Below are 25,743 nucleotides of genomic sequence, written 5' to 3' on the forward strand. Positions count from 1 at the left end.
CTCCAGCTCTCACCGAGCGCTCTCCCGCTCTCAGCGGTGGAGCGCGGCCAGGCCGCGCTCCACCAGCCGTACGACCGAACCGTCGGCCACCGCCGCGGCCTCGTCGTAGGAGAACCAGCGCAGATCCAGTGACTCCTCGCTGATCGCCTCGACCGAACCGGACGGCGCCAGCGCCACGTACTGGACATCGAGATGCCAGTGGCACGGCGCCGGGATCGCGTGCCGGTCCAGCTGTACGGGACCGCCCGCCAGCAGCGTCAGCCCCTCGATCCCGGACTCCTCCGTGGCCTCGCGCAGCGCCGCCCGCTCCAGCGAGGTGTCACCCGGCTCGCAGTGCCCGCCCATCTGGAGCCACATGCGGAGCTTCTTGTGCAGGGTCAGCAGGACCCGGCCGCGCTCCGGATCGATCACCAGCGCGCTGGCCGTCAGATGCCCGGCCTCGCAGGACTTCCACATCGCGTCGGGATGAGCGGCCAGCTGGTCCAGATAGAGCTCGCGCAGCTCATGCTGGTCCTCGTAGCCCTTCAGCACGAGGACCGCGTCGTCGTGCAGGCTCACTTCTCGCTGTCACCCTTGTCGTCGTCGTGCTTCTCGCCGTCATCCTTGGCGCCGTCGCCCTTGCGCAGGTCCGGCTTGCCGTCCGCGGCCTCGCCGAGCATCTTGTCCAGCTCGGAGAAGTCCAGCTGCTCGTGGTGGACGAAGCCGTCCGGATCGTCCAGGTCGGAGGCGGTCGGCAGCATGTCCGGGTGCTCCCACAGACGGTCGCGGCCGTCGACGCCCCGCGCGTCCGTGAGCGAGGCCCACAGCCGCGAGGCGTCCCGCAGCCGGCGCGGGCGCAGCTGGAGACCGATGAGGGTGGCGAAGGTCTGCTCCGCCGGACCACCGGAGGCGCGCCGCCTGCGCAGCGTCTCGCGCAGCGCGTCGGCGCCCGTGAGCCTGGACTTCGCGGCCTCGTGCACCACCGCGTCCACCCAGCCCTCGACCAGCGCGAGCGCCGTTTCGAGACGGGCCAGCGCGGCCTTCTGCTCGGGTGTGTCCTCGGGCTGGAACATGCCCTGCTGGAGAGCTTCCTGAAGCTCCTCGGGATGGGTCGGGTCGAACTGGCCGACCACGTCCTCCAGCTTGGTCGTGTCGACCTTGATCCCCCGGGCATAGCCCTCGACCGCGCCGAACATATGCGACCGCAGCCAGGGCACATGGGCGAAGAGCCGCTGATGGGCGGCCTCGCGCAGCGCCAGATACAGCCGGATCTCGTCCTTGGGCACTCCGAGGTCCTTGCTGAACGCCTCGATGTTCAGCGGCAGCAGCGCGGCCCTGTTCGCCGGGCCGAGCGGGAGCCCGATGTCCGTCGAACCGACCACCTCGCCCGCGAGCACGCCCACGGCCTGTCCGATCTGCTGGCCGAACATGGCGCCGCCCATGGAGCGCATCATGCCGATCAGCGGACCCGCCACGGACTGCATCTCCTCGGGCAGCACCTCGCCCATGGCCGTACCGACCCGCTCCGCCACCGGATCGACGAGCTGCTGCCATGCGGGCAGCGTCGCCTCGACCCACTCGGCGCGGCTCCACGCCACCGCCGTACTGGCACCGGAGGGCAGGGATGTCACGCCGTCGAGCCAGATGTCGGCCAGCCGTACGGCCTCCTCGACGGCGGCGCGCTCTGAGGGCCCGACGCTCGCGTCCTTCGTGCCGTCCGGGGTGCCCTGGGCGACCGTCTGGCGGGCGATCTGCTTGGCCATGTCCCAGTTCACGGGACCGCCCTCATAGCTCAGCATCTGGCCGAGCTGCTGGAAGGCCGCGCCCAGGTCGTTGGGGTTGAGCGAGCCGAACATCGCGGCGAACGGATTGTCCCCGCCGCCCGCGCCGCCCGGCAGCCCGAACCCCGCGAAGGGGTTCACGGGACCGCCACCGGCACCCTGTCCCTGACCACCTCCGGCGGGGTCCTTCTTCTTGCCGTCGCCGTCCTCCGGCTCCTCCGGCGGAAGGCCGAATCCGAATGGGGTGTCACTCACGGGGTTCCTCGGCTCGTAGGGCCACCGGCTTGCTGCCGGCGGCGGCTGCCCGACTACACCACCCAGCCTAAGCGGCACCGGGCGGGTGAGGCTGGCTTCGCGGGCCGCGGGCCGCGCCCGGCCGTACTCCCCGGGAACCTGCCTTCGACCTGCTGTGTCTCCCGCCTCCGACGGCCGCATACCATTTCGACACCCGGGCGGCTTCCGGGCTCGCTGCTCCGCCGGACCATGGCCTGCGGCAGGATGGACATCACCTGGTACGTACGCGTCGTTCACGTACGTACTGAAGACAACCGCTGGAGACGCCCGGTGAGTTCCCCAGATCCGCAGGTTCGCGCAGCGCGAAACCGCTCAACCACGCCCCCGTCCCGGGGCCCCGTCGTCGCGGTCACCGGCGCCGCCTCCGGGGTGGGTGACCTGCTCACCCGCCGTCTGGCGGCGTCCGAGGAGATCAAGCAGGTCATCGCCATCGACGAGCGCAGGGGCGAGGTCTCCGAGGTTCAGTGGCATGTCCTCGATGTCCGCGACCCGGCGATCGCGGAGAAGTTGCGCGGGGCGGATGTGGTGGTACACCTCGCGCTCGATCTCGATCTGGAGACCGACGCGACCGCGCGTACGGCGTACAACGTGCGCGGCACGCAGACCGTGCTCACGGCCGCCGCCGCCGTGGGGGTGCACCGCGTCGTGCTCTGCACCTCCGCCATGGTCTACGGCGCGCTGCCCGACAACGACATCCCGCTCTCCGAGGACGCGGAGCTGCGTGCGACCGCCGAGGCGACCGGCGTCGGTGATCTGCTGGAGATCGAACGTCTCGGCCGCCGCGCGCCCCGCGCGCACCCCGGCCTCAATGTGACGGTCGTACGCCCCACCGTCCTGGTCGGCGGCACGGACACGGCGCTCACCCGTTACTTCGAGTCGCCGCGGCTGCTCGTGGTCGCGGGATCCCGCCCCACCTGGCAGTTCTGCCATGTCGACGATCTGGTCGGCGCACTGGAGTACGCCGCGCTGGAGAAGGTCGACGGGGAGTTCGCGGTCGGCTGTGACGGCTGGCTTGAGCAGGAGGAGGTCGAGGAGCTGAGCGGTATCCGCCGGATGGAACTGCCGTCGGCGGTCGCCCTGGGGGCCGCGGCCCGGCTGCACCGGATCGGTCTCACCCCCTCGCCCGCCGGCGACCTCGCCTACACCATGCATCCCTGGGTGGTCAGCGTCAGCAGGCTGCACGACGCGGGCTGGCGGCCACGCTGGACCAACGAGGAGGTCCTCGCCGCGCTCCTGGAGGAGGTGGAGGGCCGCCACACGGTCGTCGGCCGACGGCTCGGCCGCAAGGACGCCACCGCGGCGGGCGCGGCGGGCGCGACGGTGGCACTGCTCGGTACGGCCGCGCTGGTACGCCGGGCTCGCAAGGCACGGCGCAGGCTCTAGAACCCGTCGTCCCGCGAGGATCCGCCGGACAGGCTCCGGACCCGGACAGGCTCCGGACCCTTCTCCGGCCGCCGTTCCGCGATGTCGGTGCCGTACGGCACGATGGGGCCATGGCGAGCACGCATTCCCACCCCGGCGAGCGGGCGGCGCAGGATCCGATCCGGCTGCTGGCGATACGCGACACCCCGCTGAGCGTCGACGAGGTCTTCCGCGCGGTCGGCGACGACGCGGCCGGCGGCACGGCGCTCTTCGTCGGCACGGTGCGTAACCACGACGGCGGCGCCGATGTCGACACCCTCGGCTACTCCAGCCATCCCACGGCCGAGACCGAGCTGCGTCGCGTCGCGGAGAAGATCGTCGCCGAGTATCCCGTGCGCGCGCTGGCCGCTGTCCACCGTGTGGGTGATCTGGCGGTCGGAGATCTGGCGGTCGTCGTGGCGGTCTCCTGCCCGCATCGGGGGGAGGCGTTCGAGGCCTGCCGGAAGCTGATCGACAACCTCAAAAACGAGGTCCCGATCTGGAAGCACCAGAAATTCTCGGACGGCACGGAGGAGTGGGTCGGCGTCTGAGGCAGGTCCTCACGCGCGCTTCGCACGACCGGCGCCGTCTGAAACCCGGTCAGTACACCTACGGTCCGATTTGCGTAACCGTCCCCAGGCCAGCAGCGTTGTCTCAGCAGATGGTTATCTGCTGATCGGGCAGTGACAGACGCTCACTTGAGGTCGGGAGATGGTAATGGCCGCACTGGTTTGGCTCTTGATTCCGCTCTTCGCCGCGATAGGCGCGGGCATATGGGGAAGTTGGGTCTCCAGGGACCGCACGATCGGAGACATAGCCGAGCTCAACGGCTACGCCCGGTTCCGTGACGCGATGGAGAAGGCGCCCTCCGGCACGGCTTCCGCCGGATCCGACGCTGTCGTCTGACGTCGTCGCGGTCCGTACGCCGTCGCCCCGGCTCCGCCGCCCGTGACCCCGTACGGACCGGCCCCAGGGGTGCCGCCTCGTACGGACCGGCCCCAGGGGTGCACTGACAGACCCTTCCCGTACTGTCGTTCCATGCCACGCCGCACCGCGACGATGCTCGCCTCCACCCTCGTCCTCATCGCGCTGCTCTGCGCAGGCGTGCTGATCAAAGTGCCGTATTCGGAGATGAGCCCCGGGCCGACGGTGAACACACTCGGCGACGCGGGCGGTGAGCCCGTACTCCAGATCTCCGGCCGCAAGACGTATCCGACCTCGGGTCATCTCAATATGACGACGGTCAGGGTCACCGGCGCGGACTACAACATGAATATCGTCGAAGCGGTCTACGGCTGGCTGGCCCATGACAATGTGGTAGTGCCGCACGACACCCTGTATCCGGACGGCAAGACGGAAGAGCAGTCCACGCAGGAGAACGCGGAAGAGTTCAGCCAGTCCCAGGAGAGCGCCAAGGTCGCGGCCCTGCGGCAGCTGAACATCCCGGTGTCGTCGCGGATCATCGTCTCGTCCGTGATCAAGGGCAGCCCCTCGGAGGGCAGGCTGCACGCCGGCGATGTGATCAAGGCCGTGGACGGTACGACGGTCGAGGAACCCCAGGACGTCGCCAAGCTTGTCACCAAGCACCAGCCCGGCGAGGACGTCTCCTTCACCATCATCCCCGCCGACGCGGCGAAGGCGGCGGAGAAGGCCGGCAAGGAGCCCGAGGGCGGCGAGAAGGTCACGGTCACCACGGCGAAGTCTCCCGAGGGCGACCGGGCGATCGTCGGCATCCAGGCCGGGACCGACCACACGTTCCCGTTCACCATGGACATCAAGCTGGCGGATGTGGGCGGTCCGAGCGCCGGGCTGATGTTCTCCCTCGGCCTCGTCGACAAGCTCACCCCCGGCTCTCTGACGGGCGGCAAATTCGTCGCCGGTACGGGCACGATCGACGACAAGGGCGCGGTCGGCCCGATCGGCGGTATCGAGATGAAGCTCGTCGGCGCGCGCGCCGCGGGCGCCGAGTACTTCCTCACACCGGACCAGAACTGCGCCTCGGCGGTCTCCGACATCCCGAGCGGCCTCACGCTGGTCAGGGTGAAGACCATCGCGGACGCCACGAAGTCCCTGGACAAGATCCGCACCGGGGACACGGCCGGCCTGCCGAGCTGTTCGGCGAGCTGACCGGCCGCGCCCCGGGCACGAGCGGGGGACAGGGATCGCTAGCGGCGGACAGGGATCGCTTACGCCTCGAACGTGGCGGAGAGCGCCTCGGCGAGCCCCGGGACCAGACCGGAGCCGGTGAGGACCTCACTGGGCGAGTCCTTCTCGCGCAGCCGCAGCGCCGACTCCCTGGCGCCGTCACGCAGCACGGCCACGGTCATCCGTACCTCCTGACGCTCCGGGTGGGCGGAGACCCAGGAGGCGAGTCCGGCCTCGTCGAGACCTTCCGGTACGGACGCCTCCGCGGACGGCGGCAGCATCAGCCGCTCGACCGTCATCGCGCAGCCCGCCACCGCCCCGGGCCACGCGATGGTGGCGAGGAACTCGTCCAGCGGGGTGCCGGACGGGATCTCGTCCTGCTCGATAGGGGTGAGGGGCGCGACCGACCCGGCGTCGTCGAGACCCAGCTGGGCCGCGAGCTCCGGTTCGTCGGTGCGCAGCCGCGCGGTGTCGACGAGCGCGAAAAGCCTGGCCGGCTGGTCCCAGCCGAGCCCGGACGCGTACTCGTCGATTTCGAGCACCGCACGGGTCAGCGGGCTCGCGGCCATGGGTGTGCCTGAGGGAGAGACGTTGGACATGGTCAATATCCTGCCTCCTTCGGACCCGGGTGCGGGAACTAGGTAAAGCCTCAGTAAGTTGCATCAGTGGGCTCTACGATCGCGGGGCCCGCTTTTCACACGCTGAATCACACGACCGCGAACTTAGAGGTGCGCACGTTGGCTTTCCAGATGCCGGACCGCGGCGGAGGCCCAGCCGGGCCACGGATGAGAGTGGGCCGGCCCTCTCGGCGGGTCCGGACCCTGCTCATGACCTTGGGCGTGCTGGCCGTACTGGCCATGCTCTTCGTCATGTTCGCGGGGTTCTGGACCGACTGGCTCTGGTACCGCTCGGTGAAGTACTCCTCGGTCTTCACCACCACGCTCTGGACCAAAGTCGGCCTGTTCGCCGTCTTCGGGCTGCTGATGGGCGGCGCCGTCGGCCTCAACATCTGGCTGGCACACCGGCTGCGTCCGCCGCTCAGCGCGATGTCGATGGAGCAGCAGAACCTCGACCGGTACCGCATGGGGATCGCCCCGTACAAGAAGTGGGTGCTGCTGGCGATCACCGCGCTGGTCGGGCTGATCTCCGGGGCGTCCGCCGCGGGACAGTGGCGTACGTGGCTGATGTGGGTGAACGGGGTGGCCTTCGGCCAGAAGGATCCCCAGTTCAAGATGGACGTGTCGTTCTACGCGTTCGATCTTCCCTGGTACCGCTTCATGCTGGCCTTCGGCTTCGCGGCCACGGTGCTGTCGCTGATCGCCGCCGCGCTGACCCACTATCTGTACGGCGGGCTGCGGATCACCAGCCCCGGCGCGCGGGCCACCGCCGCGGCCACCGGCCATCTGTCGGTGCTGCTCGGTGTCTTCGTCTCGCTGAAGGCCGTGGCGTACTGGCTCGACCGGTACGGGCTGGCCGTGAAGTCCAGTGACTTCAAGGCGGCGGGCAACTGGACGGGCCTGCGGTACGTCGACGCCAACGCCTATCTCCCGGCGAAGACGATCCTCTTCTGCATCGCCGTCATCTGCGCCCTGCTGTTCTTCGCGACGCTCTGGCGCCGTACGTGGCAGCTGCCGGTGATCGGCTTCGGTCTGATGGTGCTGTCGGCGATCCTCATCGGCGGCCTCTACCCGGCGATCGTGCAGAAGTTCCAGGTCCAGCCGAACGAGCAGGCCAAGGAAGCGCCGTACATCAAGAAGAACATCGACGCCACGCGTGAGGCGTACGGCATCGATGACGCCGATGTGCAGAACTACGGCGGCAAGGGCGACCCCGACAAGAAGGCCGAGCAGCGCAAGGCGGCCGACACCGCCGCCAGTTACCGGCTGGTCGACCCCAATGTGGTCTCGCCCGCGTTCCAGCAGCTCCAGCAGGAGCGTAAGTACTACCAGTTCCCCGCCACGCTGGACGTCGACCGGTACACCGGCCCCGACGGAAAGCCGCAGGACACGGTCGTCGGTCTGCGCGAGCTGAACATCACCGGTATCCCCAAGCGCAACTGGATCAACGATCACTTCACGTACACGCATGGGTACGGCGTGATCGCGGCCAAGGGTACGAACACGGTGACGGACGAGAACAACGGCACCGTCGGCGCCCCGGACTTCACCGAGTCCGGCCTGCCGACCACCGGTCAGCTCCCCACGTACGAACAGCGCGTCTACTACGGCGAGAAGACCGAGCAGTACTCGATCGTGGGCGGCCCCCAGAAGGAGCTGGACTACGAGAAGAACGGCGAGCGGACGACGAGCTACAAGGGCAAGAGCGGAGTCGATCTCTCCAACCCGCTGAACCGCGCGGCGTACGCCGTGGCCTTCAGCGAGCCCCAGATGATCTACTCCGGCGCCATCGGCGACGGCTCGCGGATTCTCTACAACCGCACGCCCAAGGAGCGCGTCGAGGCCGTCGCGCCCTGGCTGACGATCGACGGCGACGCCTATCCCGCCGTGGTCGGCGGCCGTATCCAGTGGATCGTCGACGCGTACACCACGACGAACGGCTATCCGTACGCGTCCCGTACGACGCTCGGCGACACCACGGCCGACTCGCTGACCGACAGCCAGCGCGCGGTCGTCGCGCAGCAGAACCAGGTCAACTACATCCGGAACTCGGTGAAGGCCACCGTCGACGCGTACGACGGCACGGTCAAGCTGTACGAGTGGGACACCACGGACCCGGTGCTCAAGACCTGGATGAAGGCGTTCCCGGACACGGTCCAGCCGAAGTCCGAGATCAAGCCCGATCTGCTGTCCCATCTGCGCTACCCGCAGGACATGTTCAAGGTGCAGCGCGAGCTGCTCACCCGCTATCACGTCGAGGACCCCGCGCAGTTCTACAGCGGCAGTGACGCGTGGCAGGTGCCGGACGATCCGACCAACAAGGACAGCAACTCCGTCCCGCCGTACTACCTGAGCCTGAAGATGCCCGGTCAGGACGAGCAGAAGTTCTCGCTGACCACCACCTTCACGCCCAACGGACGCCCCAACCTGGGGGCGTTCATGGCGGTGGACGCCGATGCGACCAGTTCGGACTTCGGCAAGATCAGAGTCCTGAGAGTGACGTCCACCGTGCAGGGCCCGCAACAGGTGCAGAGCGAGCTGAACGGTGTGCCGGAAGTCGCCGAGTTCGTCAGAAACCTGAGAGGCACCGACTCGGACATCGAGTACGGCAACCTCCTGACGGTGCCGCTCGACGGAGGCTTCCTGTACATCGAGCCGGTGTACGCGCGCGGTGGCAGCGCGAACTATCCGCTGCTGAAGAAGGTGGCTGTCTCGTACGGCGGCAAGCCCGTCTTCAAGGACAGCCTCCCCGAGGCGCTCAACGCGGTGTTCGGGGCGGAGGGTTCGACACAGCCCACGACCCCGCCGCCACCGGGCGAGACCACCAAGCCGCCGGCCACCGGTGACAAGGCGCTGCAACAGGCCATCGCGGACGCCCAGAAGGCGTACGAGGACGGTGAGGCCGCGTTGGCGAAGCAGGACTGGACGGCGTACGGCAAGGCCCAGAAGGACCTTCAGGACGCGCTCCAGCGGGCCGCCGACGCGGAGGCCGGATCCGGCTCGACCAGCGGAAACAGCGGCGACAGCGGGACGGGCGGCGACAACAGCGGCTGAGTAGAAGGCACTCCACCCCGTGGTACGGTTGGGACACAACGACGCGGGGTGGAGCAGCTCGGTAGCTCGCTGGGCTCATAACCCAGAGGTCGCAGGTTCAAATCCTGTCCCCGCTACGCGAAGTCGAGGGCCCGGATCCATACAAGGATCCGGGCCCTCGCCATGCGCGCCGCGCCACATGTGCCAACTGTGTCTCAGGTCCCCTGAGTTGGCGGCGAGCGTGTTTGACTTGTCTCTCTGTGGGCATGTCGACAAAACGCTGAAGTGACCACCGGCCGCTGTATACCGGCTGTACGCGGGTGGTCAGTGGTGCGACGATGGAAAATATGGGGGATAGGACAACTCTGTTGGAGACAGGGCGGTATGTGCAGCGACAGGTAGAGGATGGCGCCCGGGCCGAGAGCGGCACGGCGGGATCCGCCGAGAGCGCCGCCGACGCCGAGACCGAGGAGCGCCACCGGCGCGCCGCCGACGCGGGCGACACGGCGTCGATGAGCGTCCTGGGCGCCATGCTGCTGCGCCGCGGCGATCTCGACGCCGCCGAGCCCTATCTGCGTGCCGCGACGAGCGCGGGTGAGCGCGCCGCCGCCAACAACCTCGGTGTCCTGCTCCACCAGCGCGGCTATCTCGACGAGGCGGCCGGCTGGTGGCGGGTCGCCGCTGTCGCCGGATCCGCCGCCGCGGCCCACGCGCTGGGGCGGCACTACCGCGAGCTGGGCGACGAGCCCGCCGCCGAGTACTGGCTGCGCCAGTCCGCCGAGCAGGGCCACGCCCTGGGCGCGTACGCCCTCGCCGATCTGCTGGAGCACCGCAGCGATGTCGGGGCCGAACGCTGGCTACGCGCCGCCGCGGAGCAGGGGCACCGCGAGGCGGCGTACCGGCTCGCCCGCGCCCTGGAGGACCGGGCGCGCGAGACAGCGCATCCGGGAGCCGACGCGGTCTACCGCAGCGGTACGGGCCCCCCGACCTCGGGTGGCCGCCGGCGCCCGGTCACCGACGCGATCCCGCGCCGCGACAGCGGCGGGAGCGGTGGAGAGGGAACCCCCGCCGGGCCGTCGCTGATCAGCGAGGCCGCGCAGTGGTACCGGCAGGCCGCGGCCCGCGGCCACCGCCGGGCCGCGCTGTACCTCGGCGCGATCCTGGAGAAGCGGGGTGAACTCAAGGAGGCCGGCCGCTGGTATCTGACCTCCGCCAAGGACGGCGAGGCACGGGCCGCCTGCGCCCTCGGCTTCCTGCTGCGCGACGCCGGTGACGAGGAGAGCGCCGCCATCTGGTGGCTGCGCGCCGCGCAGGAGGGCGACGGGAACGCGGCCAACGCCCTCGGCGCGCTGCACGCCGCGCGCGGTGAGCAGCAGACCGCCGAGCGCTGGTACCGCGCCGCCATGGACGCGGGCGATGTCAACGGGGCGTACAACCTGGGGCTGCTCTGCGCCGCCCAGGACCGCACCGTCCAGGCCGAGCAGTGGTACCGCCGTGCCGCCTACGCGGGCCACCGCGAGGCCGCCAACGCCCTCGCCGTCCTGCTGCTCCAGGCCGACGACCCGACCGGCGCCGAGCCGTGGTTCTCCAAGGCCGCCGAGGCGGGCAGTGTGGACGCCGCGTTCAATCTCGGCATCCTCTACGCGGGACGCGACGACGACGGTACGGCCCTGCGCTGGTACGAGCGCGCGGCGGCGGCCGGTCATACGGAAGCGGCCCTCCAGGTCGGTATCGCCTGCCTCAGGGACGGCGACGAGCGGTCGGCCGAGCGCCATCTGCGCTGTGCCGCCGGTGGTGGCAGCGCCGAGGCGGCCTTCCGGCTGGCCACGGTCCTGGACTCGCGCCTGCCGCCGCCGGGACCGCCCGCGCTCGGTGAGCCGCACGGCGTGAAGACCGAGTGCGAGCAGTGGTACGAGCGCGCTGCCGAGCAGGGGCACCGGCGCGCCCAGGTACGGGTCGGCATGCTCGCCGCAGGACGCGGTGATATCGCGGACGCGGCGCGCTGGTACCGGGAGGCGGCGGAGGCGGGCAGCCGCAACGGCGCCTTCAACCTCGGGCTGCTGCTCGCGCGCGAGGGCGGCGAGCGGGAGGCCGCGCTGTGGTGGACGAGAGCCGCGCAGGCCGGGCACGGCCGGGCCGCGCTGCGCCTGGCGCTGCTCGCCGCGCGCCGGGGCGAGCTGACCGAGGGCCAGCGGTGGTGCGCGCGCGCCGTCGAGCTGGGCCCCGCCGAGGTCACGGAGCGCGCGGCGCGGCTGCGCGAGGCGCTGCACCAGGAGCTCACCGCGTAGGTCGGAAGCCCACCTCGTAAGTCCGCGCGGGGCGCGCGGAAAGGGATTTGCTCTGGTCGGTGGCGTGACGTAATGTTGCGTTCATCGACGCGGGGTGGAGCAGCTCGGTAGCTCGCTGGGCTCATAACCCAGAGGTCGCAGGTTCAAATCCTGTCCCCGCTACTGAAACCGGAGGCCCGGATCTCGAAAGAGGTCCGGGCCTCCGGCGTGTGTGCGTCAAAGCAACGAGCGTCAAAGCGACAACGAGCGTCACAGCTACGAGGAAGGGCCCCGGCGGCGGTCTGCCGCTGGAGCCCTTGCCAAGCGATGACGTGAGAAGTGGTTACGCGGACGCGCAGTTCGGGCAGGTCCCTCGGTACGTCACCTCGACACCCGAGATGGTGAACCCGAAGCGCTCCCCGTCCGGTAGATCGGCCAGCGGATCGCCCGACGGATGGACATCGCGTATGGCACCGCACTGCGCACACACCAGGTGGTGGTGCGGCCTGTGCGCGTTCGGGTCGTACCGCTTGGCCCTGCGGTCCGTGGACACCTCGATCACTTCACCGAGCGTCACCATCTCACCCAGGGTGTTGTAGACGGTGGCCCGGGAGATCTCCGGAAGTCTGGCGACGGCGCGCGCGTGCACCTCGTCGGCGGTCAGATGCACATGCTCCCCGTCGAGGACCTCGGCCACAACGCGCCGCTGGGCCGTCATGCGCCAGCCGCGTTCGCGAAGTCGTTCCAACAGGTCACTCATGGCACCAGCCTAACAGTGAAGGGGCCCAGGTCCCGAACGTGTGTGACTTTGGATGGCTGCTTGACTTAGACAAAGTCCATCGTAGGATCGGAATCGGCACCCGCCAAGGGACCAGGACCGAGCAGTAATGACGCAGGAGGCGCACGTGACGCAGGGACCGCTCACCACGGAGGCCGGAGCTCCGGTCGCCGACAACCAGAACAGCGAGACCGCGGGCGTCGGTGGTCCCGTTCTGGTCCAGGACCAGGCACTGCTGGAGAAGCTGGCGCACTTCAACCGTGAGCGCATCCCGGAGCGCATCGTGCACGCGCGCGGCGCCGGCGCGTACGGCACGTTCACGCTGACCCGCGATGTCTCGGAGTGGACGCGGGCGAAGTTCCTCTCCGAGGTCGGCAAGCAGACGGAGACGTTCCTGCGCTTCTCCACCGTCGCCGGCAACCTCGGCTCGGCGGACGCGGTGCGCGACCCGCGCGGCTTCGCGCTCAAGTTCTACACCGAAGAGGGCAATTACGACCTCGTCGGCAACAACACCCCGGTGTTCTTCATCAAGGACGCCATCAAGTTCCCCGACTTCATCCACACCCAGAAGCGTGACCCGTACACCGGCTCGCAGGAGGCGGACAACGTCTGGGACTTCTGGGGTCTGTCGCCCGAGTCCACCCACCAGGTGACCTGGCTCTTCGGTGACCGCGGTATCCCGGCCACGCTCCGTCATATGAACGGGTACGGCTCGCACACGTACCAGTGGAACAACGAGGCCGGCGAGGTCTTCTGGGTCAAGTACCACTTCAAGACCGACCAGGGCATCAAGAACCTCACCTCGGAAGAGGCCGCGGTGCTGGCGGGCCAGGACCCGGACAGCCACCAGCGTGATCTGCGCGAGGCCATCGAGCGCGGTGACTTCCCGTCCTGGACGGTGCAGATCCAGGTCATGCCGGCGGCCGAGGCGGCCACGTACCGCTTCAACCCGTTCGACCTGACCAAGGTCTGGCCGCACGAGGACTACCCGCCGATCGAGATCGGCAAGCTGGAGCTCAACCGCAACCCGGAGAACATCTTCGCGGAGGTCGAGCAGTCCATCTTCTCGCCGGCGCACTTCGTGCCGGGCATCGGTCCCTCCCCGGACAAGATGCTCCAGGGCCGGCTGTTCGCGTACGGCGACGCCCACCGCTACCGCGTCGGCATCAACGCCGACCACCTGCCGGTGAACCGTCCGCACGCCACCGAGGCGCGTACGAACAGCCGGGACGGCTTCCTGTACGACGGCCGGCACAAGGGCGCCAAGAACTACGAGCCGAACAGCTTCGGCGGCCCCTTCCAGACGGACAAGCCGCTGTGGCAGTCCGTCGCGGTGACCGGTGCCTCCGGCAATCACGAGGCCCCGAGCCACGCCGAGGACACCGACTTCGTCCAGGCGGGCAATCTGTACCGGCTGATGTCCGAGGACGAGAAGGGCCGGCTGATCGAGAACCTCGCCGGGTTCATCTCCAAGGTCTCGCGCGACGACATCGCCGAGCGCGCGGTGAACAACTTCCGTCAGGCGGACGGTGACTTCGGCAAGCGGCTGGAGGCCGCGGTCCAGGCCCTTCGCGGCTGACAGCCTCTCGCGCCGAGACGTCAGGGGCCGGGTCCTTCGGGATCCGGCCCCTGACGCCGTCCCGGGGTCCGAGGGCCGGCGGAGGGCTCCAGCGGCTCAGGCCCCGGCCAGTACCGCCGCCTCCCGCCGGGCCGGAGCCCAGCAGCGGATGATGTCGCGTACGGAGACGATGCCGACCGGTTCGTGCTCATCGAGCACGATCAGATGGCGGAACCCGCCGCTGGACATCGCCGCCGCGGCTTCCTCCAGCGTCCAGGCGGGCGAGGCGAAGACGACGGACGTCGTGGTGTGGGTGCAGGCGGTCTCGGCATCGGGGCTCTCGCCCGCACCGAGCGAGTTCAGGATGTCGCGCTCGGTGAGAATCCCGATGCCGCAGTGGTCGGGATCGAGGACGACGGCGGCGCCGACGCGGCGTGCCGACATCAGCCGGGCCGCCTGGCGGAGCGTATGCGTGGGTCCGATGGTCAGGACCACCGAACTCATCGCGTCACGGACGAGCATGGATGGAGTCACCTCCTCGGTGAACCGGTTCCCGGGGTCCCTTGGGGGTCGAGTGGGGACCGAGCGGATCAGGAGGACCCTAGAGAAACGATTCACAAGTTCACAAGTGGGGGGACTCTTAGAGTGACACTGTTGCGCGGAGCGAACAAGGGGGCGCCTGGCGCACAGCGCGGGGCGCGCGAAAAAATCAATAGCGCTGGTTGAGAAAGATCAATAGCGCTGGTTGAGATAGCCGAGCAGCTCTTCGTGGAGGATTCCGTTGGAGGCCGCCGCGTTGCCGCTGTGCGGACCCGGGCGGCCGTCGAGACCGGTGAAGCTGCCGCCCGCCTCCTGGACGACGATCGCCGTCGCCGCCATGTCCCAGATGGACAGCTCGGGCTCCGCGCAGATGTCCACCGAGCCCTCGGCGACCATCATGTACGGCCAGAAGTCGCCATAGCCGCGCGTGCGCCAGCAGGCGCGGGTCAGGTCAAGGAAGCCGTCCAGCCGGCCCTGCTCCTCCCAGCCGGTCAGTGAGGAGTACGCGAACGACGCGTCCCGGACGCGGGAGACGTCCGAGACCCGCAGCCGCGTCGCGGAGGAGAGGCTCCGGCCCGTATACGCGCCGCCGCCCTTCGCCGCCCACCAGCGTCGGCCGAGCGCGGGCGCTGACACCACGCCGACGACCGGTTCGTAACCGCCTTCCGCGGCCACCATCAGGGAGATCAGCGTGGCCCAGACGGGCACCCCGCGGACATAGTTCTTGGTGCCGTCGATGGGGTCGATGACCCAGCGGCGCGGGCCCGTGCCCTCGACGCCGTACTCCTCACCCAGGATCGCGTCACGCGGCCTCGCCCGCTGGAGATTGCCACGGACCAGTTCCTCGGCCGCCCGGTCGGCCTCGCTCACCGGAGTCATGTCCGGTTTGGTCTCGACCTTGAGGTCCAGAGCCTTGAACCGGTCCATCGTCGCGGCGTCGGCGGCGTCCGCGAGGACATGGGCGAGACGCAGATCATCGTGGTAATCGGGCATGGTCATCACAGTATCCATCGTGAAGGATGCCTGGCCACGGGGTCCGGTCGGCGAGAAGGCGCCCGGCGGCCTTGACAGTGCGCGAGGGCCCGTCAACTCTGTGCACAGAGCCGCACGGCCCCGGAGGCGACGATGCCTACAGCGCGTGAAGCCCTGCTCAGATCCGCTCTCTCGGCGCTCGCCGAGCTGCCCTGGCCCGCGATCAGAATGGTCGACGTGGCGTCGGGCGCCGGGGTGTCCCGGCAGACCCTCTACAACGAGTTCGGCAGCAAGGACGGTCTCGCCCGCGCGCTGACGCGGCGTGAGGCCGATCGCTATCTGCACGGTGTGGAACGGCTGTTGGGCGAGCGGGCGGACGCCGTCGACCGGCTGGTCGCCGTCGCCGAGTGGACGGTCGGCGAGGCACGGGCCAGACCGCTGCTGCGCGCGCTGCTCACCGGCTGCTGGGGGGAGTGGCTCCCGGCGCCGTCGCCCGCGCGGGCGGCCACCGCCACGTCCGCCGTCCCGGCGCAGCGCCGCGCGGACATGGGGCCGCCGGGGACCGCGGAGCTGGTGGCGCTGGTACGGGACAGATCGGCGGCGGCGCTGCGCCAGGACCTACGCGATTCCGGTCCGCGCGATTCCGGCTTCCGGGAGTCCGGTCCGCGCGACCCCGGCCCTCGTGACCCCGGCTCCCGGGATCGCGACCGGCTCGATCATGACCGTGACGAGTTGCTGTACCGCTGTGAGCTGGCCGTCCGGCTCGCGCTCGCGCATGTCGTCGCGCCCGGCGCCGAGTCCGTGGGGCCGCTGGTCCGTACGGCCGTCACCGCGTCGATACGCGCACCCCTCCGCGCTCCGCTCAGTGCGCCGAGCCCGAGAGCTGGAGCCCGATGACCCCGATGATCACCAGCGAGATCGAGACAAGCTTCAGCACGGACACGAGATCGCCGAGGAAGACCATCCCGTAGATCGCGGTGCCCGCCGCGCCGATGCCCGTCCACACCGCGTACGCGGGACCCACATCGAGCTTCCTCAGCGCCAGCGTCAGCAGACCGAAGCTGCCGAGCGCGAAGGCCGCGAACGCGATCGTCGGCCAGAGCCTGGTGAATCCGTGCGAGAGCTTCAGGCAGACGGCGAAGCCCGTCTCCAGAATCCCGGCGACCACAACCAGCAGCCACGCCATGGTGTAAAAGCCTCCCCGCGTCAATGACTGCTCGGTACCGCCCGGTGTCCGGTGTGATTATGCCCCTTACCGGAGCCGACAGGCGGCAAACGTGTACGAGTCAGTCACCTTCGCGCCGCTCCCGCGTGGCGAGAAGTCGACGGAGGGAGTAGAGCCGGGCCGGATCGGCGTGGCCCTCGGCCACCCAGGCGTCCAGCGCGCACTCGGGTTCGTCGTGGCTGCACGCGCGCGGGCAGCCCTCCGTACCCGGCACCAGATCGGGGAAGGCCAGGATGACCCGGGACGGATCGACATGGTGGAGTCCGAAGGACCGGATCCCGGGGGTGTCGATCACCCAGCCGTCCGCCTTCGCCAGCGGCAGCGCCAGCGCCGAGGTGGTGGTGTGCCGGCCGCGGCCGGTGACCGCGTTGACATCTCCGGTGATCCGCTGACGGTCCTCCGGGACCAGGGCGTTGACCAGTGTCGTCTTGCCGACACCTGAGTGGCCCACGAAGGCGGTGACCCGGCCGTCGAGATACTCGCGTACGAGGTCCGCCGCGTGACCGCTCGCCAGTTCGTCGCGCCGGGTGACGACATGGCGGATGCCCAGCGCCCGGTAGGTCTCCAGGAGTTCGTCCGGTGAGGCCAGATCCGACTTCGTCAGGACGAGCAGCGGTTCGAGTCCGCCGTCGTACGCCGCGACCAGACAGCGGTCGATCAGCCGGGGGCGCGGCTCCGGGTCGGCGAGGGCGGTGACCACGGCCAACTGGTCGGCGTTGGCGACGACCACTCGCTCGTACGGGTCGTCGTCGTCCGCCGTACGCCGCAGCACCGAGCGGCGCTTCTCGATCCGTACGATGCGCGCCAGCGTGTCCTTCTTGCCCGACAGATCGCCCACCAGGAAGACCTGGTCACCCACCACGGCGGCCTTGCGGCCCAGTTCGCGCGCCTTCATCGCCAGCACGACACGATCCTCGACGAGACAGGTCAGCCGGCCCCGGTCGACGGTCAGGACCATGCCCTCCGACGCGTCCTCGTGCTTGGGCCGGATATGCGTACGCGGCCGGTTGCCCTTGGGGTTGGGGCGATGGCGGATGTCGTCCTCGTCGGGGTTCTTGCCGTAGCGGCGCATGGCGTCAGGCTCCCGCTCCCGCGAGCATGTCCGTCCACATCCGTGGGAAGTCCGGCAGCGTCTTGGCGGTCGTCCCGACGTTCTCGATCTCCACGCCCTCGACGGCGAGGCCGATGATCGAACCCGCCGTGGCCATGCGGTGGTCGTCGTAGGTGTGGAACACCCCGCCGTGCAGCGGGCGCGGACGGATGTGCAGTCCGTCGGCGGTCTCGGTGACATCGCCGCCCAGCTCGTTGATCTCCTTGGTGAGCGCGGCCAGCCGGTCCGTCTCATGGAGCCGCAGATGGGCCACGCCCCGCAGGGTGGAGGGCGAGTCGGCGAGCGCGGCGACCGCGGCGATGCCCGGGGTCAGCTCCCCGACCTCGCTCAGATCGAGATCGACCCCATGGATCCGGCCGGTGCCCGTGAACGTGAGGCTGGTCCCCTCGGCCGTCTCGGCGAACTCGCAGGAACCGCCCATCCCGGTGAAGATCTCGCGCAGCGCGTCACCCGGCTGAGTGGTTCGCTCGGGCCAGTCGGGGACGGTGACCCGGCCGCCGGTGACCAGCGCGGCGGCCAGGAACGGCTGGGCGTTGGAGAGATCGGGCTCCACCGTCAGATCGCGGCCGAGCAGCGCGCCCGCCGAGACCCGCCAGACATTCGGCTCACCACCGGTCTCGGGCTCGTCGACCTGGGCGCCGACCCCGCGCAGCATGTCGACCGTCATCCTGATGTGCGGCAGGGAGGGCAGTACGGAGCCCACGTGCCGTACCTCCACGCCCTGGTTGAAGCGCGCTCCCGAGAGCAGCAGCGCCGAGACGAACTGGGAGGACGCGGAGGCGTCGATCTCCACCGCACCGCCCTCCAGGGCGCCGCCGCCGTGCACGGTCAGCGGCAGCGCGCCGCGTCCGTCGTCGTCGATACGGGCGCCCAGCGCGCGCAGGGCGTCGATGACGCTGTGCAGCGGACGCTGATAGGAACGGGGGTCGCCGTCGAAGCGGACGGCGCCGTCGGCGAGCGTCGCGACGGGCGGCAGGAAGCGCATGACCGTGCCGGCGTTGCCGACATCGACGGAGGCCGGGCCGTGCAGCCCGGAGGGGATCACCCGCCAGGCCTCGCCGCTCGGACCCGGGATGGCCCCGGCGGCGGAGCTGGACGACGAGACGGTCTCCTCGATGCCGACGCCCATGGCCCGCAGCGCGTCGGCCATCAGCAGGGTGTCGCGGGAGCGCAGCGGGCGGCGCAGCCAGCCGGGCTCGGCGGCCAGCGCGGCGAGGACCAGACCGCGGTTGGTGACCGATTTCGAACCGGGCACGGTGACCGTCGCTTCGACGGCCCCGTTTGCGTAGGGGGCGGGCCAGAGGTCGGGCTGCACGGAGCTTTCGGTCATGGCCAACACTTTAGTGGTTCTTGAGGGACCTCGATCCTGATCAAATACGGAGAAACCAGGGCGTAATCAGAGGGTGATAAGCGGGCTGGAGGATGAGCGGGCGAATTGTCCGTGACCGTCGGTGTCAGCGGCCCGACAGCGGCCGTCGGTGTCAGTCGGTGTCAGAGGTCCAACAGCCAGCGCCCGCCGCCGACCAGGGAGCAGAGCGAGACGGCGTGGAAGAGGAACAGCCACATCGCGGGCGGCGCGTGCGTCAGCCGGCCCAGCTGGTCCGCGTCGGAGTCCCCGGCGTCGCCGTACCGGCGCTTCGCCTGGAGTTCGAAGGCGGGACGTACGCCGCCGAGGAGCAGAAACCAGACGGCGGTGTACGCGAACGCCGACTGGACGTCCGGGCCGGTCAGCCCCGAGATGAGCAGGAAGGCCGCCCCGGTGACGATCACCGTGAGCGCGCCGTAGGCGTTGCGGATCATCACCAGCATCGCGAGCAGCAGAGCCGTCGCCAGCCAGAGCAGCAGGGTGATGTGGTGCGCGGAGAGCAGCCAGGCGCCGCCGAGACCGAGCAGCGGCGGGGCGGTGTAGCCCGCGGCGGCGGTGAGGATCATGCCCGGGCCGGTCGGCCTGCCCCGGCTGACGGTCAGGCCCGAGGTGTCCGAGTGCAGCCGGATGCCGTCGAGCCGGCGTCCGGTGAGCAGGGCTATCAGCCCGTGGCCGCCTTCGTGCGCGATGGTTATCGCGTTACGGGAGAGCCGCCAGAGCGGACGCGGTACGACGGTGGCGAGCGCGACGACGGCCGTCACGACCACCAGCCAGTCGTCAGGGGCGGGCTGGGTGCCGAAGACGCGATCCCACAGATCGCCGATGGAGGCGGAGTCGATACTGGCCATTGCTCGGGCGGCTCCTCAGCTCGGTGACGGCGTGGCGGTGTCGTGGAAGTGTGGCACCGACCTGCCATACGTAGGAAAACGCCCGCACGCCTCACGTCGGTTCCACCGGAAACCTGTGTGCCGGAAACCTGTGCGTCGTCAAGCCGTGCGTCGTCGACCCGTGCGTCGTAGACCTGTGCGTCGTCAACCGGTGAGTCGTCCCGCTCCGAAGGCGGGCCGACGTGCCATAGGAATTCCCTATGGCACCTGCTGGCATTTCGTCTTTGCCTTTCATTCTTTTCCGGCCGTACCGTGAAAACCCGCTCGGCGAGGTGCTCACCGCGAATTCTCCGGGGATTCGCGCCCGACGCACTTCGATCCTTTTTACGTCGAGCGGATCAACGCGCGAATCGAGAGGACCGGTGGCATGACCACAATCGAGGACGGATCGGGAACGCGGGAATTCACGGGAAAGCGGGCCCTGGTCACGGGCGGTTCTCGCGGAATCGGAGAGGCGATCGTGCGCCGGCTCCTGGACGCCGGCGCCGAGGTGCTCACGACCGCCAGGTCGGCGACGAGCACGGTGCCCGAGGGGGCCACCTTCGTGGCGGCCGACGTGCGGACACGCGCCGGCGCGGAGGCGCTCGCCGGGGCCGCGCGTGAGGTACTGGGCGGGGTGGACATCCTGGTCCACAACGCGGGTGGCGCGGTACCGCACGAGAACGGCTTGGCCATCCCCGACGAGGAGTGGCAGGACGCGCTGGACCTGAACTACCTGGCGTCGGTGCGGCTGGACTCGCTGCTGGCACCGGGGATGCGGGAACGGCGTTCGGGGGCGATCGTGCACGTCTCCTCGGCCGCGGTCCTCACCCCGGTGGGCCCCTTCCTGCACTACGTGGCGGCGAAGGCGGCGCTGGAGACCTACAGCCGGGGACTGGCCCTGGAATTGGCCCCGTTCGGGGTCCGGGTCAACACCGTGACTCCCGGCAGGGTCGCCACCCCCGGCGGTGAAGCGACGCGTGAGCAGTGGGCGCGTCTGGACCCGACGCCGGGCCGGCCCGGCGCCGAAAGCGCCGTGCCGCTGGGGCGCGACGGCCGGCCCGACGACATCGCCCACGCTGTGCTGTTCCTCCTGTCCGACCGGGCGAGCTGGCTGACCGGGAGCGGTCTTGTCGTGGACGGCGGGGAATTCCCCAGGGGCTGATCCCGACGGAATTCCGGAATTCCGGAATTCCGGTTTCGGCGGAAGAATTCATTGATGTGCGCCTGGGCCCGCCTTCGACGCCACCTACACCACCGGCGCGGAGTTCGCCGTGGACGGTGGCCTCACCCAGCTCTGATCCGGTCCCAGGTCCTGCCCGGCGGACTCCGACCAGATCTCCTTGCGCAGGAGTGCGAGCAGGGCCGTCTCCGCCGGGCCCGCGCTCTGCCGGAGCACGGCGATGACGGGCTGGGACACGACCGGGGACACGGGGCGAACGAGGTGCCCGTAACCGTGGGGCACCGCGGAGGCCGGGACGAGCGTCACCCCCAGCCCGTGGGCGGCCCAGCGCACGGCCGTCGCCGTCTGGGACACGCGGGCGGCCGTGACCGGGGTCGGATCGTTGTCCCGCAGCACATTCAGCAGCACGCCGTCGAGCGCGCTGTCGCGGTCGAACCTCACCCACGGCTCCCCGGCCAGCTCGCGCGGCTCGACCCGGTCCGCGGTGAGCAGCCGGTGCCCGGCGCCCAGCACCACGACGAACTCCTCGTCGCCGAGGTGGTGGGCGTCGGCGGGGCTGCGCTCGCACGCCGCCATCAGGGCGAGGTCCAGCACGCCCCGGCGGCACAGCCGGTCCAGCTCGGCGGAGCTCGTCTCCTCGAAGACGGTGACCTCCAGCCGTGGGAAGCGGTCGCGCAGCGCGCCCAGCGCGCCCGGCAACTGCCGTGTGCCGAACCCCAGCTGCACCGCGACCACCAGCTCGCCCACCAGCTCATCGGCGCCTGCCCGCGCCGTCGCCCTCGCCCGCCGCGACGCGCTCACCGCGACCTCCGCCTCCCGCAGGAACGCGCGGCCGACCACGGTGGGCACCAGTCCGGTCGGCGTACGGGCGAACAGTTCCACGCCGAGCTCCCGCTCCAGGCCGCGGATCTGCTGGGACACCGATGGTTGCGCGACGTGCAGCAGCTCCGCCGCCGCCGTCACGGAGCCCACCTCGGCAACGGCCAGGGCGTACTCGAACTGGCGAAGGCTCATCGGGTCCCGTCCCCATTCCGGCGATGGCCCGCGGACCACGCCGTTGTCATCGTTGTGACTGTGAGCAACCCGGTTCCGTCGGCGGAGATTCCCCGGGCGAGGCCGCGTGGCCACATCCTCGATATCTTCCCGGCATGCCTCCGGGCCGGGAACTACTCTCGCGAGCATGGTCGAACACGATGCCCTCACCGCCACCCGCCAGGCTTACGACGAAGCCGCCTCCCTGTACGCACAGCTGTTCCACGACGAGCTGCGCGACCTGCCTCTGGACCGCGCGATCTTGAGTGCCTTCGCCGAGGTCGTGTGTGCGAGTGGGGACGGTCAGGTCGCGGACCTGGGCTGTGGGCCCGGCCATATCACGGCGCATCTGGGCGAGTTGGGGCCGACGGTGTTCGGTGTCGATGCCTCCTCGGAGATGATCGAGGTGGCTCGGCGGACGTATCCGGCCCTGCGGTTCGACGTGGGTTCGATGGCCGCGCTGGACATCGCCGACGGCGTGCTGGGCGGCGTGCTCTCGCGCTGGTCCATCATCCACACTCCGCCGCGAGAACTGCCCGCCGTCCTGGCGGAGTTCCATCGTGTGCTGGCGCCCGGCGGCCACCTGCTGGTCGGCTTCTGGGCCACCGATGATCCGTCTCATCCCACGCAGGTCTTCGATCACCGGGTCGCGCAGGCGTATCGGTGGTCGCCCGATCACCTCGCCGCGATGCTGCGCGAGTCCGGGTTGGCCGAGGTGGCGCGGATGGTGCGCCAGCCTCAGCCCACCGACCAGCGTCAGTTCCAGGGGATATATCTGCTCGCCCGTAAAGCCTAGGTCCCGTCCGGCCCGGTCTCCGCGGTCTCTGCTGTCTCCGGGGTCTCTGCGGTCTCTGTGGTCTCCGGGGCCGTCTCGGCGGCTCCGGACGTACGGCGCAGCGCGCGGTCCACGAGCAGGGCCGCGGAACCGGTGTAGCGCGTGGGGTCGGTGAGGTCGTTGAGCCGCCGTTTGGAGAGCACTCCGGCCATCTCCGGCAGATCGACGAGGGCGTCCGCCAGCGCCTCGGCCAAGGTGATCCCCTCGGCGGTGACCCGCCGGGAGGCGGCCGTGAGCAGCCGCTTCGCCCGGTCGCGCCCGACGGTCGGTTCCAGTTCCGCGATGAACCGCTCGCTGACGATCAGTCCTTCGGTCAGATCCAGATGTTCCCGCATCCGGTAGGGGAAGACCCGCAGCCCTTCCGCCAGTTCGGCCGCGTGGGCCGCCGCCCCACCGGTGAGCCGGAGCAGTTCGCGCAGGGGCGTCCACTCCGCGTGCCAGGCCCCGGCCGGGCGTTCGTCCTCGGCGGCGAGCGAGAGAAGCAGTGTGGCGGTGAGCGCGGGCGCCTGCCGGGCCGCCGCGGTGATGAGCGTCGCCCGTACCGGGTTGGACTTGTGCGGCATGGCGGAGGACCCGCCGCCGCTGCCCTCCGCGACCTCGCCGATCTCCGTACGCGTCAGGACCAGGACGTCCGCGGCGAGCTTGCCGAGCGCTCCGCAGCCGAAGCCGAGGGCCAGGGCGAGATCGGCGACAGGGGTACGCAGGGTGTGCCACGGCAGGAGCGGTTCGGCGAGACCCAGCTCGCGCGCGTACGCCCCCAGCAGCGCGGGACCGTTCTCCCCGAAAGCCGCCAAGGTGCCCGCCGCGCCGCCCAGTTGGGCCGGGAGCGACAGGGCCGCCAGCCGGTCGCGCGCGTCCAGGACCAGGCTGCGCCAGCCCGCCGCCTTCAGCCCGAAGGTCGTCGGGACGGCGTGCTGGGTGAGGGTACGGCCGGGCAGCGCCGTGTCGCGGTGCGCCGCCGCGAGCCGGGCCAGGGCCCCCGCCGTACGGTCCAGATCGGCCAGGACCAGCGGAACGGTGCGCGCGGCGAGCAGCATCAGAGCCGTGTCCAGGATGTCCTGGCTGGTCGCGCCCCGGTGCACATAGGGCGCGGCCTCGGCGCCCGCGGCGGCGGTGAGGTCCGCGACCAGCGCGATCACCGGATTGCCGCCGTCGCGCGCCCGCAGCGCCAGATCCCGTACGTCGTACCGTTCGGCCCGCGCGGCGGCGGTGACGGCCTCGGCCGCCGCGGCGGGTACGCCGCCCAGGCCGCACGCGGCGCGGGTCAGCGCGGCCTCGGCGTCCAGCATGGCCTGGAGTACGGCGCGGTCGCCCGTCGCGCGCTCGGCCGGGGACCCGGCGCGCCCGGGTGCGAGCAGGCCCTCGTCGTCGTACGAGCCGTCATATGAAGTCAAGGAACACCGTCTCTCCGTCGCCCTGGAGCCGGATGTCGAAGCGATAGGTGCGGGGGTTGTCCGCCTCGGGCCTGGCCATCAGCGTCTCGCGCCGGTCCGTCGGCAGCGAGGCGAGCAGCGCGTCCGGCTCCAGTCCCCCGGCGCCCTCGGCAGGCTTGGCACCCGCGGCGCCCCCGGCGAGATACGCCCGGGTGAAGAGGTGGTGCGTGAGCCCGCGGGCGAAGACGCACACACTCAGATACGGCACGGCGGGGGCGCCCGGCGGCAGCGTACGCAGCGTGTAATGGCCGTCCGCGTCCGTCGCGACGCGGCCGAACCCGGTGAAGTCGACCCCATTGCGCCCGGCGAAGCCCCCGGTCACCGGATCGCGCCGCATCGACCCGGCCGCCCCCGCGAGCGAGCCGTCGGGGCCCGCCTGCCAGAACTCCAGCAGCGCGTCAGGGACGGCGGCGCCGGCTCCGTCGTACACCCGCCCGTGCACGGTGACCGTGTCCGGGTGGCCGGCCGGGGCGATGTCGCCGCCGTCGGGGAAGGGCAGCGCGTACCCGTAGAAGGGGCCGATGGTGTGCGAGGGGGTGGGCGGGAGTGCCGGCATCAGCGGCCCTCCTCGATCCAGGTGGCGGACGGCCCGTCGAGGACGATGTCCCAGCGGTACCCCAGCGACCATTCGGGCCGGGACAGACCGGGGTCGTACGTCGCGACCAGCCGCTCCCTGGCCGCCCGGTCCGGCACCGACTGGAGGATCGGGTCGTGGGCGAGGAGCGGGTCGCCCGGGAAGTACATCTGCGTGATGAGCCGCTGGGTGAAGGCGGTTCCGAAGAGCGAGAAGTGCAGATGCGCGGGGCGCCAGGCGTTCTCGTGATTGCGCCACGGATAGGCGCCGGGCCTGATGGTCGTGAAGCCGTACGAGCCGTCCTCGCCGGTCAGTACGCGCCCCACGCCGGTGAAGTTCGGATCGAGCGGCGCCGAGTGCTGGTCGCGCAGATGCGCGTACCGGCCCGACGCGTTGGCCTGCCACAGCTCGATCAGCTGCCCGCGCACCGGCCTGCCCCGGCTGTCGAGAAGCCTGCCGGAGACGGTGATGCGCTCGCCCAGCGGCTCCCCGGCGTGCTGCCGGGTCAGATCATGGTCGGTCCCGGTGATGTCGGTGAGGCCGAAGACGGGGCCGGACAGCTCGACCGACTCGGGGTCCCCGGTCACCGCGACGAGCGGCCGCTTCGGGTGGCGCAGCACGCTGCTCCGGTACGGGGCGAAGTCGCGCGGCGGATGGTGGGCGGGCGGCGCGCCCTCGGCGAGCGAGGTCTCGTACGCCATGCGGTGGGCGGTCAGTTCGCGGTCGATGTCGGACTGGGTGGGAGCCATGGGG

At 70.5% G+C, this 25,743-nt stretch carries 24 protein-coding genes and 2 tRNA genes; 12 read left to right on the forward strand and 14 right to left on the reverse strand.

The features are described from left to right. Positions 1-30: 30 nt before the first annotated feature. Both AB0M67_RS26375 and AB0M67_RS26380 read right to left on the reverse strand, forming a co-directional pair. The gene (locus AB0M67_RS26375) at positions 31-558 is read right to left on the reverse strand and encodes an NUDIX hydrolase (RefSeq protein WP_365749286.1); all 528 of its coding nucleotides are present in this window, start codon (positions 556-558) and stop codon (positions 31-33) included. Continuing rightward, positions 555-2,015: a zinc-dependent metalloprotease gene (locus AB0M67_RS26380; RefSeq protein WP_365749288.1), complete on the reverse strand. Its 1,461-nt coding sequence runs from the start codon at positions 2,013-2,015 to the stop codon at positions 555-557. Before AB0M67_RS26380 ends, AB0M67_RS26375 begins: the two co-directional genes overlap by 4 nt. Before the next feature lie 309 nt (positions 2,016-2,324). On the opposite strand from AB0M67_RS26380, the gene AB0M67_RS26385 reads away from it, so the two are divergent. From AB0M67_RS26385 to AB0M67_RS26400, 4 genes are all read left to right on the forward strand, one after another. Further along, entirely contained in the window at positions 2,325-3,437 is a 1,113-nt protein-coding gene (locus tag AB0M67_RS26385) for an SDR family oxidoreductase (RefSeq protein WP_365749290.1), read from the forward strand. A gap of 110 nt (positions 3,438-3,547) precedes the next feature. Beyond that, positions 3,548-4,006 carry a molybdenum cofactor biosynthesis protein MoaE gene (locus tag AB0M67_RS26390; protein ID WP_365749292.1) on the forward strand — a complete coding sequence of 153 codons (459 nt, stop codon included), beginning with the start codon at positions 3,548-3,550 and terminating at the stop codon, positions 4,004-4,006. Between the two features lie 166 nt (positions 4,007-4,172). Further along, positions 4,173-4,361 (forward strand): hypothetical protein, encoded by a 189-nt coding sequence (locus AB0M67_RS26395; protein ID WP_365749294.1) that lies wholly within the window; start codon positions 4,173-4,175, stop codon positions 4,359-4,361. A 132-nt stretch (positions 4,362-4,493) separates the two neighbouring features. Continuing rightward, the gene (locus tag AB0M67_RS26400) at positions 4,494-5,582 is read left to right on the forward strand and encodes a PDZ domain-containing protein (RefSeq protein ID WP_365749296.1); all 1,089 of its coding nucleotides are present in this window, start codon (positions 4,494-4,496) and stop codon (positions 5,580-5,582) included. Between the two features lie 59 nt (positions 5,583-5,641). On the opposite strand, the gene AB0M67_RS26405 is transcribed toward AB0M67_RS26400, so the two are convergent. Then, positions 5,642-6,199 carry a PPA1309 family protein gene (locus AB0M67_RS26405; protein ID WP_365749298.1) on the reverse strand — a complete coding sequence of 186 codons (558 nt, stop codon included), beginning with the start codon at positions 6,197-6,199 and terminating at the stop codon, positions 5,642-5,644. A gap of 150 nt (positions 6,200-6,349) precedes the next feature. Between AB0M67_RS26405 and AB0M67_RS26410 the strand changes: the two genes are divergently transcribed. The 4 genes from AB0M67_RS26410 to AB0M67_RS26425 all read left to right on the forward strand — a co-directional run bounded on the left by AB0M67_RS26410 (position 6,350) and on the right by AB0M67_RS26425 (position 11,700). Further along, entirely contained in the window at positions 6,350-9,271 is a 2,922-nt protein-coding gene (locus AB0M67_RS26410) for a UPF0182 family protein (RefSeq protein ID WP_365749568.1), read from the forward strand. A gap of 42 nt (positions 9,272-9,313) precedes the next feature. Beyond that, positions 9,314-9,387: transfer RNA gene (locus tag AB0M67_RS26415), tRNA-Met, on the forward strand. Between the two features lie 201 nt (positions 9,388-9,588). Continuing rightward, entirely contained in the window at positions 9,589-11,538 is a 1,950-nt protein-coding gene (locus tag AB0M67_RS26420) for a tetratricopeptide repeat protein (RefSeq protein ID WP_365749300.1), read from the forward strand. 88 nt (positions 11,539-11,626) lie between these two features. Continuing rightward, a tRNA-Met gene (locus AB0M67_RS26425) sits at positions 11,627-11,700 on the forward strand. Between the two features lie 160 nt (positions 11,701-11,860). On the opposite strand, the gene AB0M67_RS26430 is transcribed toward AB0M67_RS26425, so the two are convergent. After that, positions 11,861-12,277: a Fur family transcriptional regulator gene (locus AB0M67_RS26430; protein WP_030352843.1), complete on the reverse strand. Its 417-nt coding sequence runs from the start codon at positions 12,275-12,277 to the stop codon at positions 11,861-11,863. Between the two features lie 127 nt (positions 12,278-12,404). Between AB0M67_RS26430 and AB0M67_RS26435 the strand changes: the two genes are divergently transcribed. Continuing rightward, positions 12,405-13,874 carry a catalase gene (locus tag AB0M67_RS26435; protein ID WP_365749303.1) on the forward strand — a complete coding sequence of 490 codons (1,470 nt, stop codon included), beginning with the start codon at positions 12,405-12,407 and terminating at the stop codon, positions 13,872-13,874. Between the two features lie 96 nt (positions 13,875-13,970). Here AB0M67_RS26435 and AB0M67_RS26440 read toward each other — a convergent pair whose 3' ends face one another. Both AB0M67_RS26440 and hisN read right to left on the reverse strand, forming a co-directional pair. Further along, positions 13,971-14,375 (reverse strand): CBS domain-containing protein, encoded by a 405-nt coding sequence (locus tag AB0M67_RS26440; protein WP_365749305.1) that lies wholly within the window; start codon positions 14,373-14,375, stop codon positions 13,971-13,973. A gap of 210 nt (positions 14,376-14,585) precedes the next feature. After that, on the reverse strand, positions 14,586-15,386 hold the full coding sequence (gene hisN / locus AB0M67_RS26445; RefSeq protein WP_365749570.1) for a histidinol-phosphatase: 801 nt from the start codon (positions 15,384-15,386) through the stop codon (positions 14,586-14,588). Between the two features lie 132 nt (positions 15,387-15,518). Between hisN and AB0M67_RS26450 the strand changes: the two genes are divergently transcribed. Next, positions 15,519-16,262 (forward strand): TetR/AcrR family transcriptional regulator, encoded by a 744-nt coding sequence (locus AB0M67_RS26450; RefSeq protein WP_365749307.1) that lies wholly within the window; start codon positions 15,519-15,521, stop codon positions 16,260-16,262. Here AB0M67_RS26450 and AB0M67_RS26455 read toward each other — a convergent pair. The 4 genes from AB0M67_RS26455 to AB0M67_RS26470 form a co-directional block, all read right to left on the reverse strand. Then, the gene (locus AB0M67_RS26455; protein WP_365749309.1) at positions 16,228-16,551 is read right to left on the reverse strand and encodes a multidrug efflux SMR transporter; all 324 of its coding nucleotides are present in this window, start codon (positions 16,549-16,551) and stop codon (positions 16,228-16,230) included. The genes AB0M67_RS26450 and AB0M67_RS26455 overlap by 35 nt on opposite strands. Before the next feature lie 100 nt (positions 16,552-16,651). Continuing rightward, positions 16,652-17,662, reverse strand: a complete 1,011-nt coding sequence (rsgA, locus tag AB0M67_RS26460; RefSeq protein WP_365749311.1) for a ribosome small subunit-dependent GTPase A — start codon at positions 17,660-17,662, stop codon at positions 16,652-16,654. A gap of 4 nt (positions 17,663-17,666) precedes the next feature. Beyond that, complete coding sequence (gene aroA, locus AB0M67_RS26465) at positions 17,667-19,031, reverse strand: 3-phosphoshikimate 1-carboxyvinyltransferase (RefSeq protein ID WP_365749313.1); 1,365 nt, start codon at positions 19,029-19,031, stop codon at positions 17,667-17,669. A 161-nt stretch (positions 19,032-19,192) separates the two neighbouring features. Then, positions 19,193-19,906 carry a M50 family metallopeptidase gene (locus tag AB0M67_RS26470; protein WP_365749571.1) on the reverse strand — a complete coding sequence of 238 codons (714 nt, stop codon included), beginning with the start codon at positions 19,904-19,906 and terminating at the stop codon, positions 19,193-19,195. Between the two features lie 415 nt (positions 19,907-20,321). Here AB0M67_RS26470 and AB0M67_RS26475 point away from each other — a divergent pair, with 415 nt between their 5' ends. After that, positions 20,322-21,098 (forward strand): SDR family oxidoreductase, encoded by a 777-nt coding sequence (locus tag AB0M67_RS26475; protein WP_365749315.1) that lies wholly within the window; start codon positions 20,322-20,324, stop codon positions 21,096-21,098. 84 nt (positions 21,099-21,182) lie between these two features. On the opposite strand, the gene AB0M67_RS26480 is transcribed toward AB0M67_RS26475, so the two are convergent. Then, entirely contained in the window at positions 21,183-22,130 is a 948-nt protein-coding gene (locus AB0M67_RS26480; protein ID WP_365749317.1) for a LysR family transcriptional regulator, read from the reverse strand. A gap of 166 nt (positions 22,131-22,296) precedes the next feature. Between AB0M67_RS26480 and AB0M67_RS26485 the strand changes: the two genes are divergently transcribed. After that, positions 22,297-22,944, forward strand: coding sequence for a methyltransferase domain-containing protein (locus tag AB0M67_RS26485; RefSeq protein WP_365749319.1), 648 nt, complete (start codon positions 22,297-22,299; stop codon positions 22,942-22,944). Here the strand turns inward: AB0M67_RS26485 and pcaB are convergent. Genes pcaB through pcaH form a run of 3 tightly spaced genes read right to left on the reverse strand, consistent with a single transcriptional unit; the run spans position 22,941 to position 25,739 of the window. Continuing rightward, positions 22,941-24,377, reverse strand: a complete 1,437-nt coding sequence (gene pcaB / locus AB0M67_RS26490; protein ID WP_365749321.1) for a 3-carboxy-cis,cis-muconate cycloisomerase — start codon at positions 24,375-24,377, stop codon at positions 22,941-22,943. The genes AB0M67_RS26485 and pcaB overlap by 4 nt on opposite strands. Further along, the gene (gene pcaG / locus AB0M67_RS26495) at positions 24,364-24,972 is read right to left on the reverse strand and encodes a protocatechuate 3,4-dioxygenase subunit alpha (RefSeq protein WP_365749323.1); all 609 of its coding nucleotides are present in this window, start codon (positions 24,970-24,972) and stop codon (positions 24,364-24,366) included. The genes pcaB and pcaG overlap by 14 nt, the downstream gene beginning before the upstream one ends. Continuing rightward, complete coding sequence (gene pcaH / locus AB0M67_RS26500; protein WP_365749325.1) at positions 24,972-25,739, reverse strand: protocatechuate 3,4-dioxygenase subunit beta; 768 nt, start codon at positions 25,737-25,739, stop codon at positions 24,972-24,974. Before pcaH ends, pcaG begins: the two co-directional genes overlap by 1 nt. Between the last annotated feature and the right edge of the window lie 4 nt (positions 25,740-25,743).

It is taken from the genome of Streptomyces sp. NPDC051662 (assembly GCF_040681655.1).
In the GTDB taxonomy this organism is placed as follows: Bacteria; Actinomycetota; Actinomycetes; order Streptomycetales; family Streptomycetaceae; genus Streptomyces.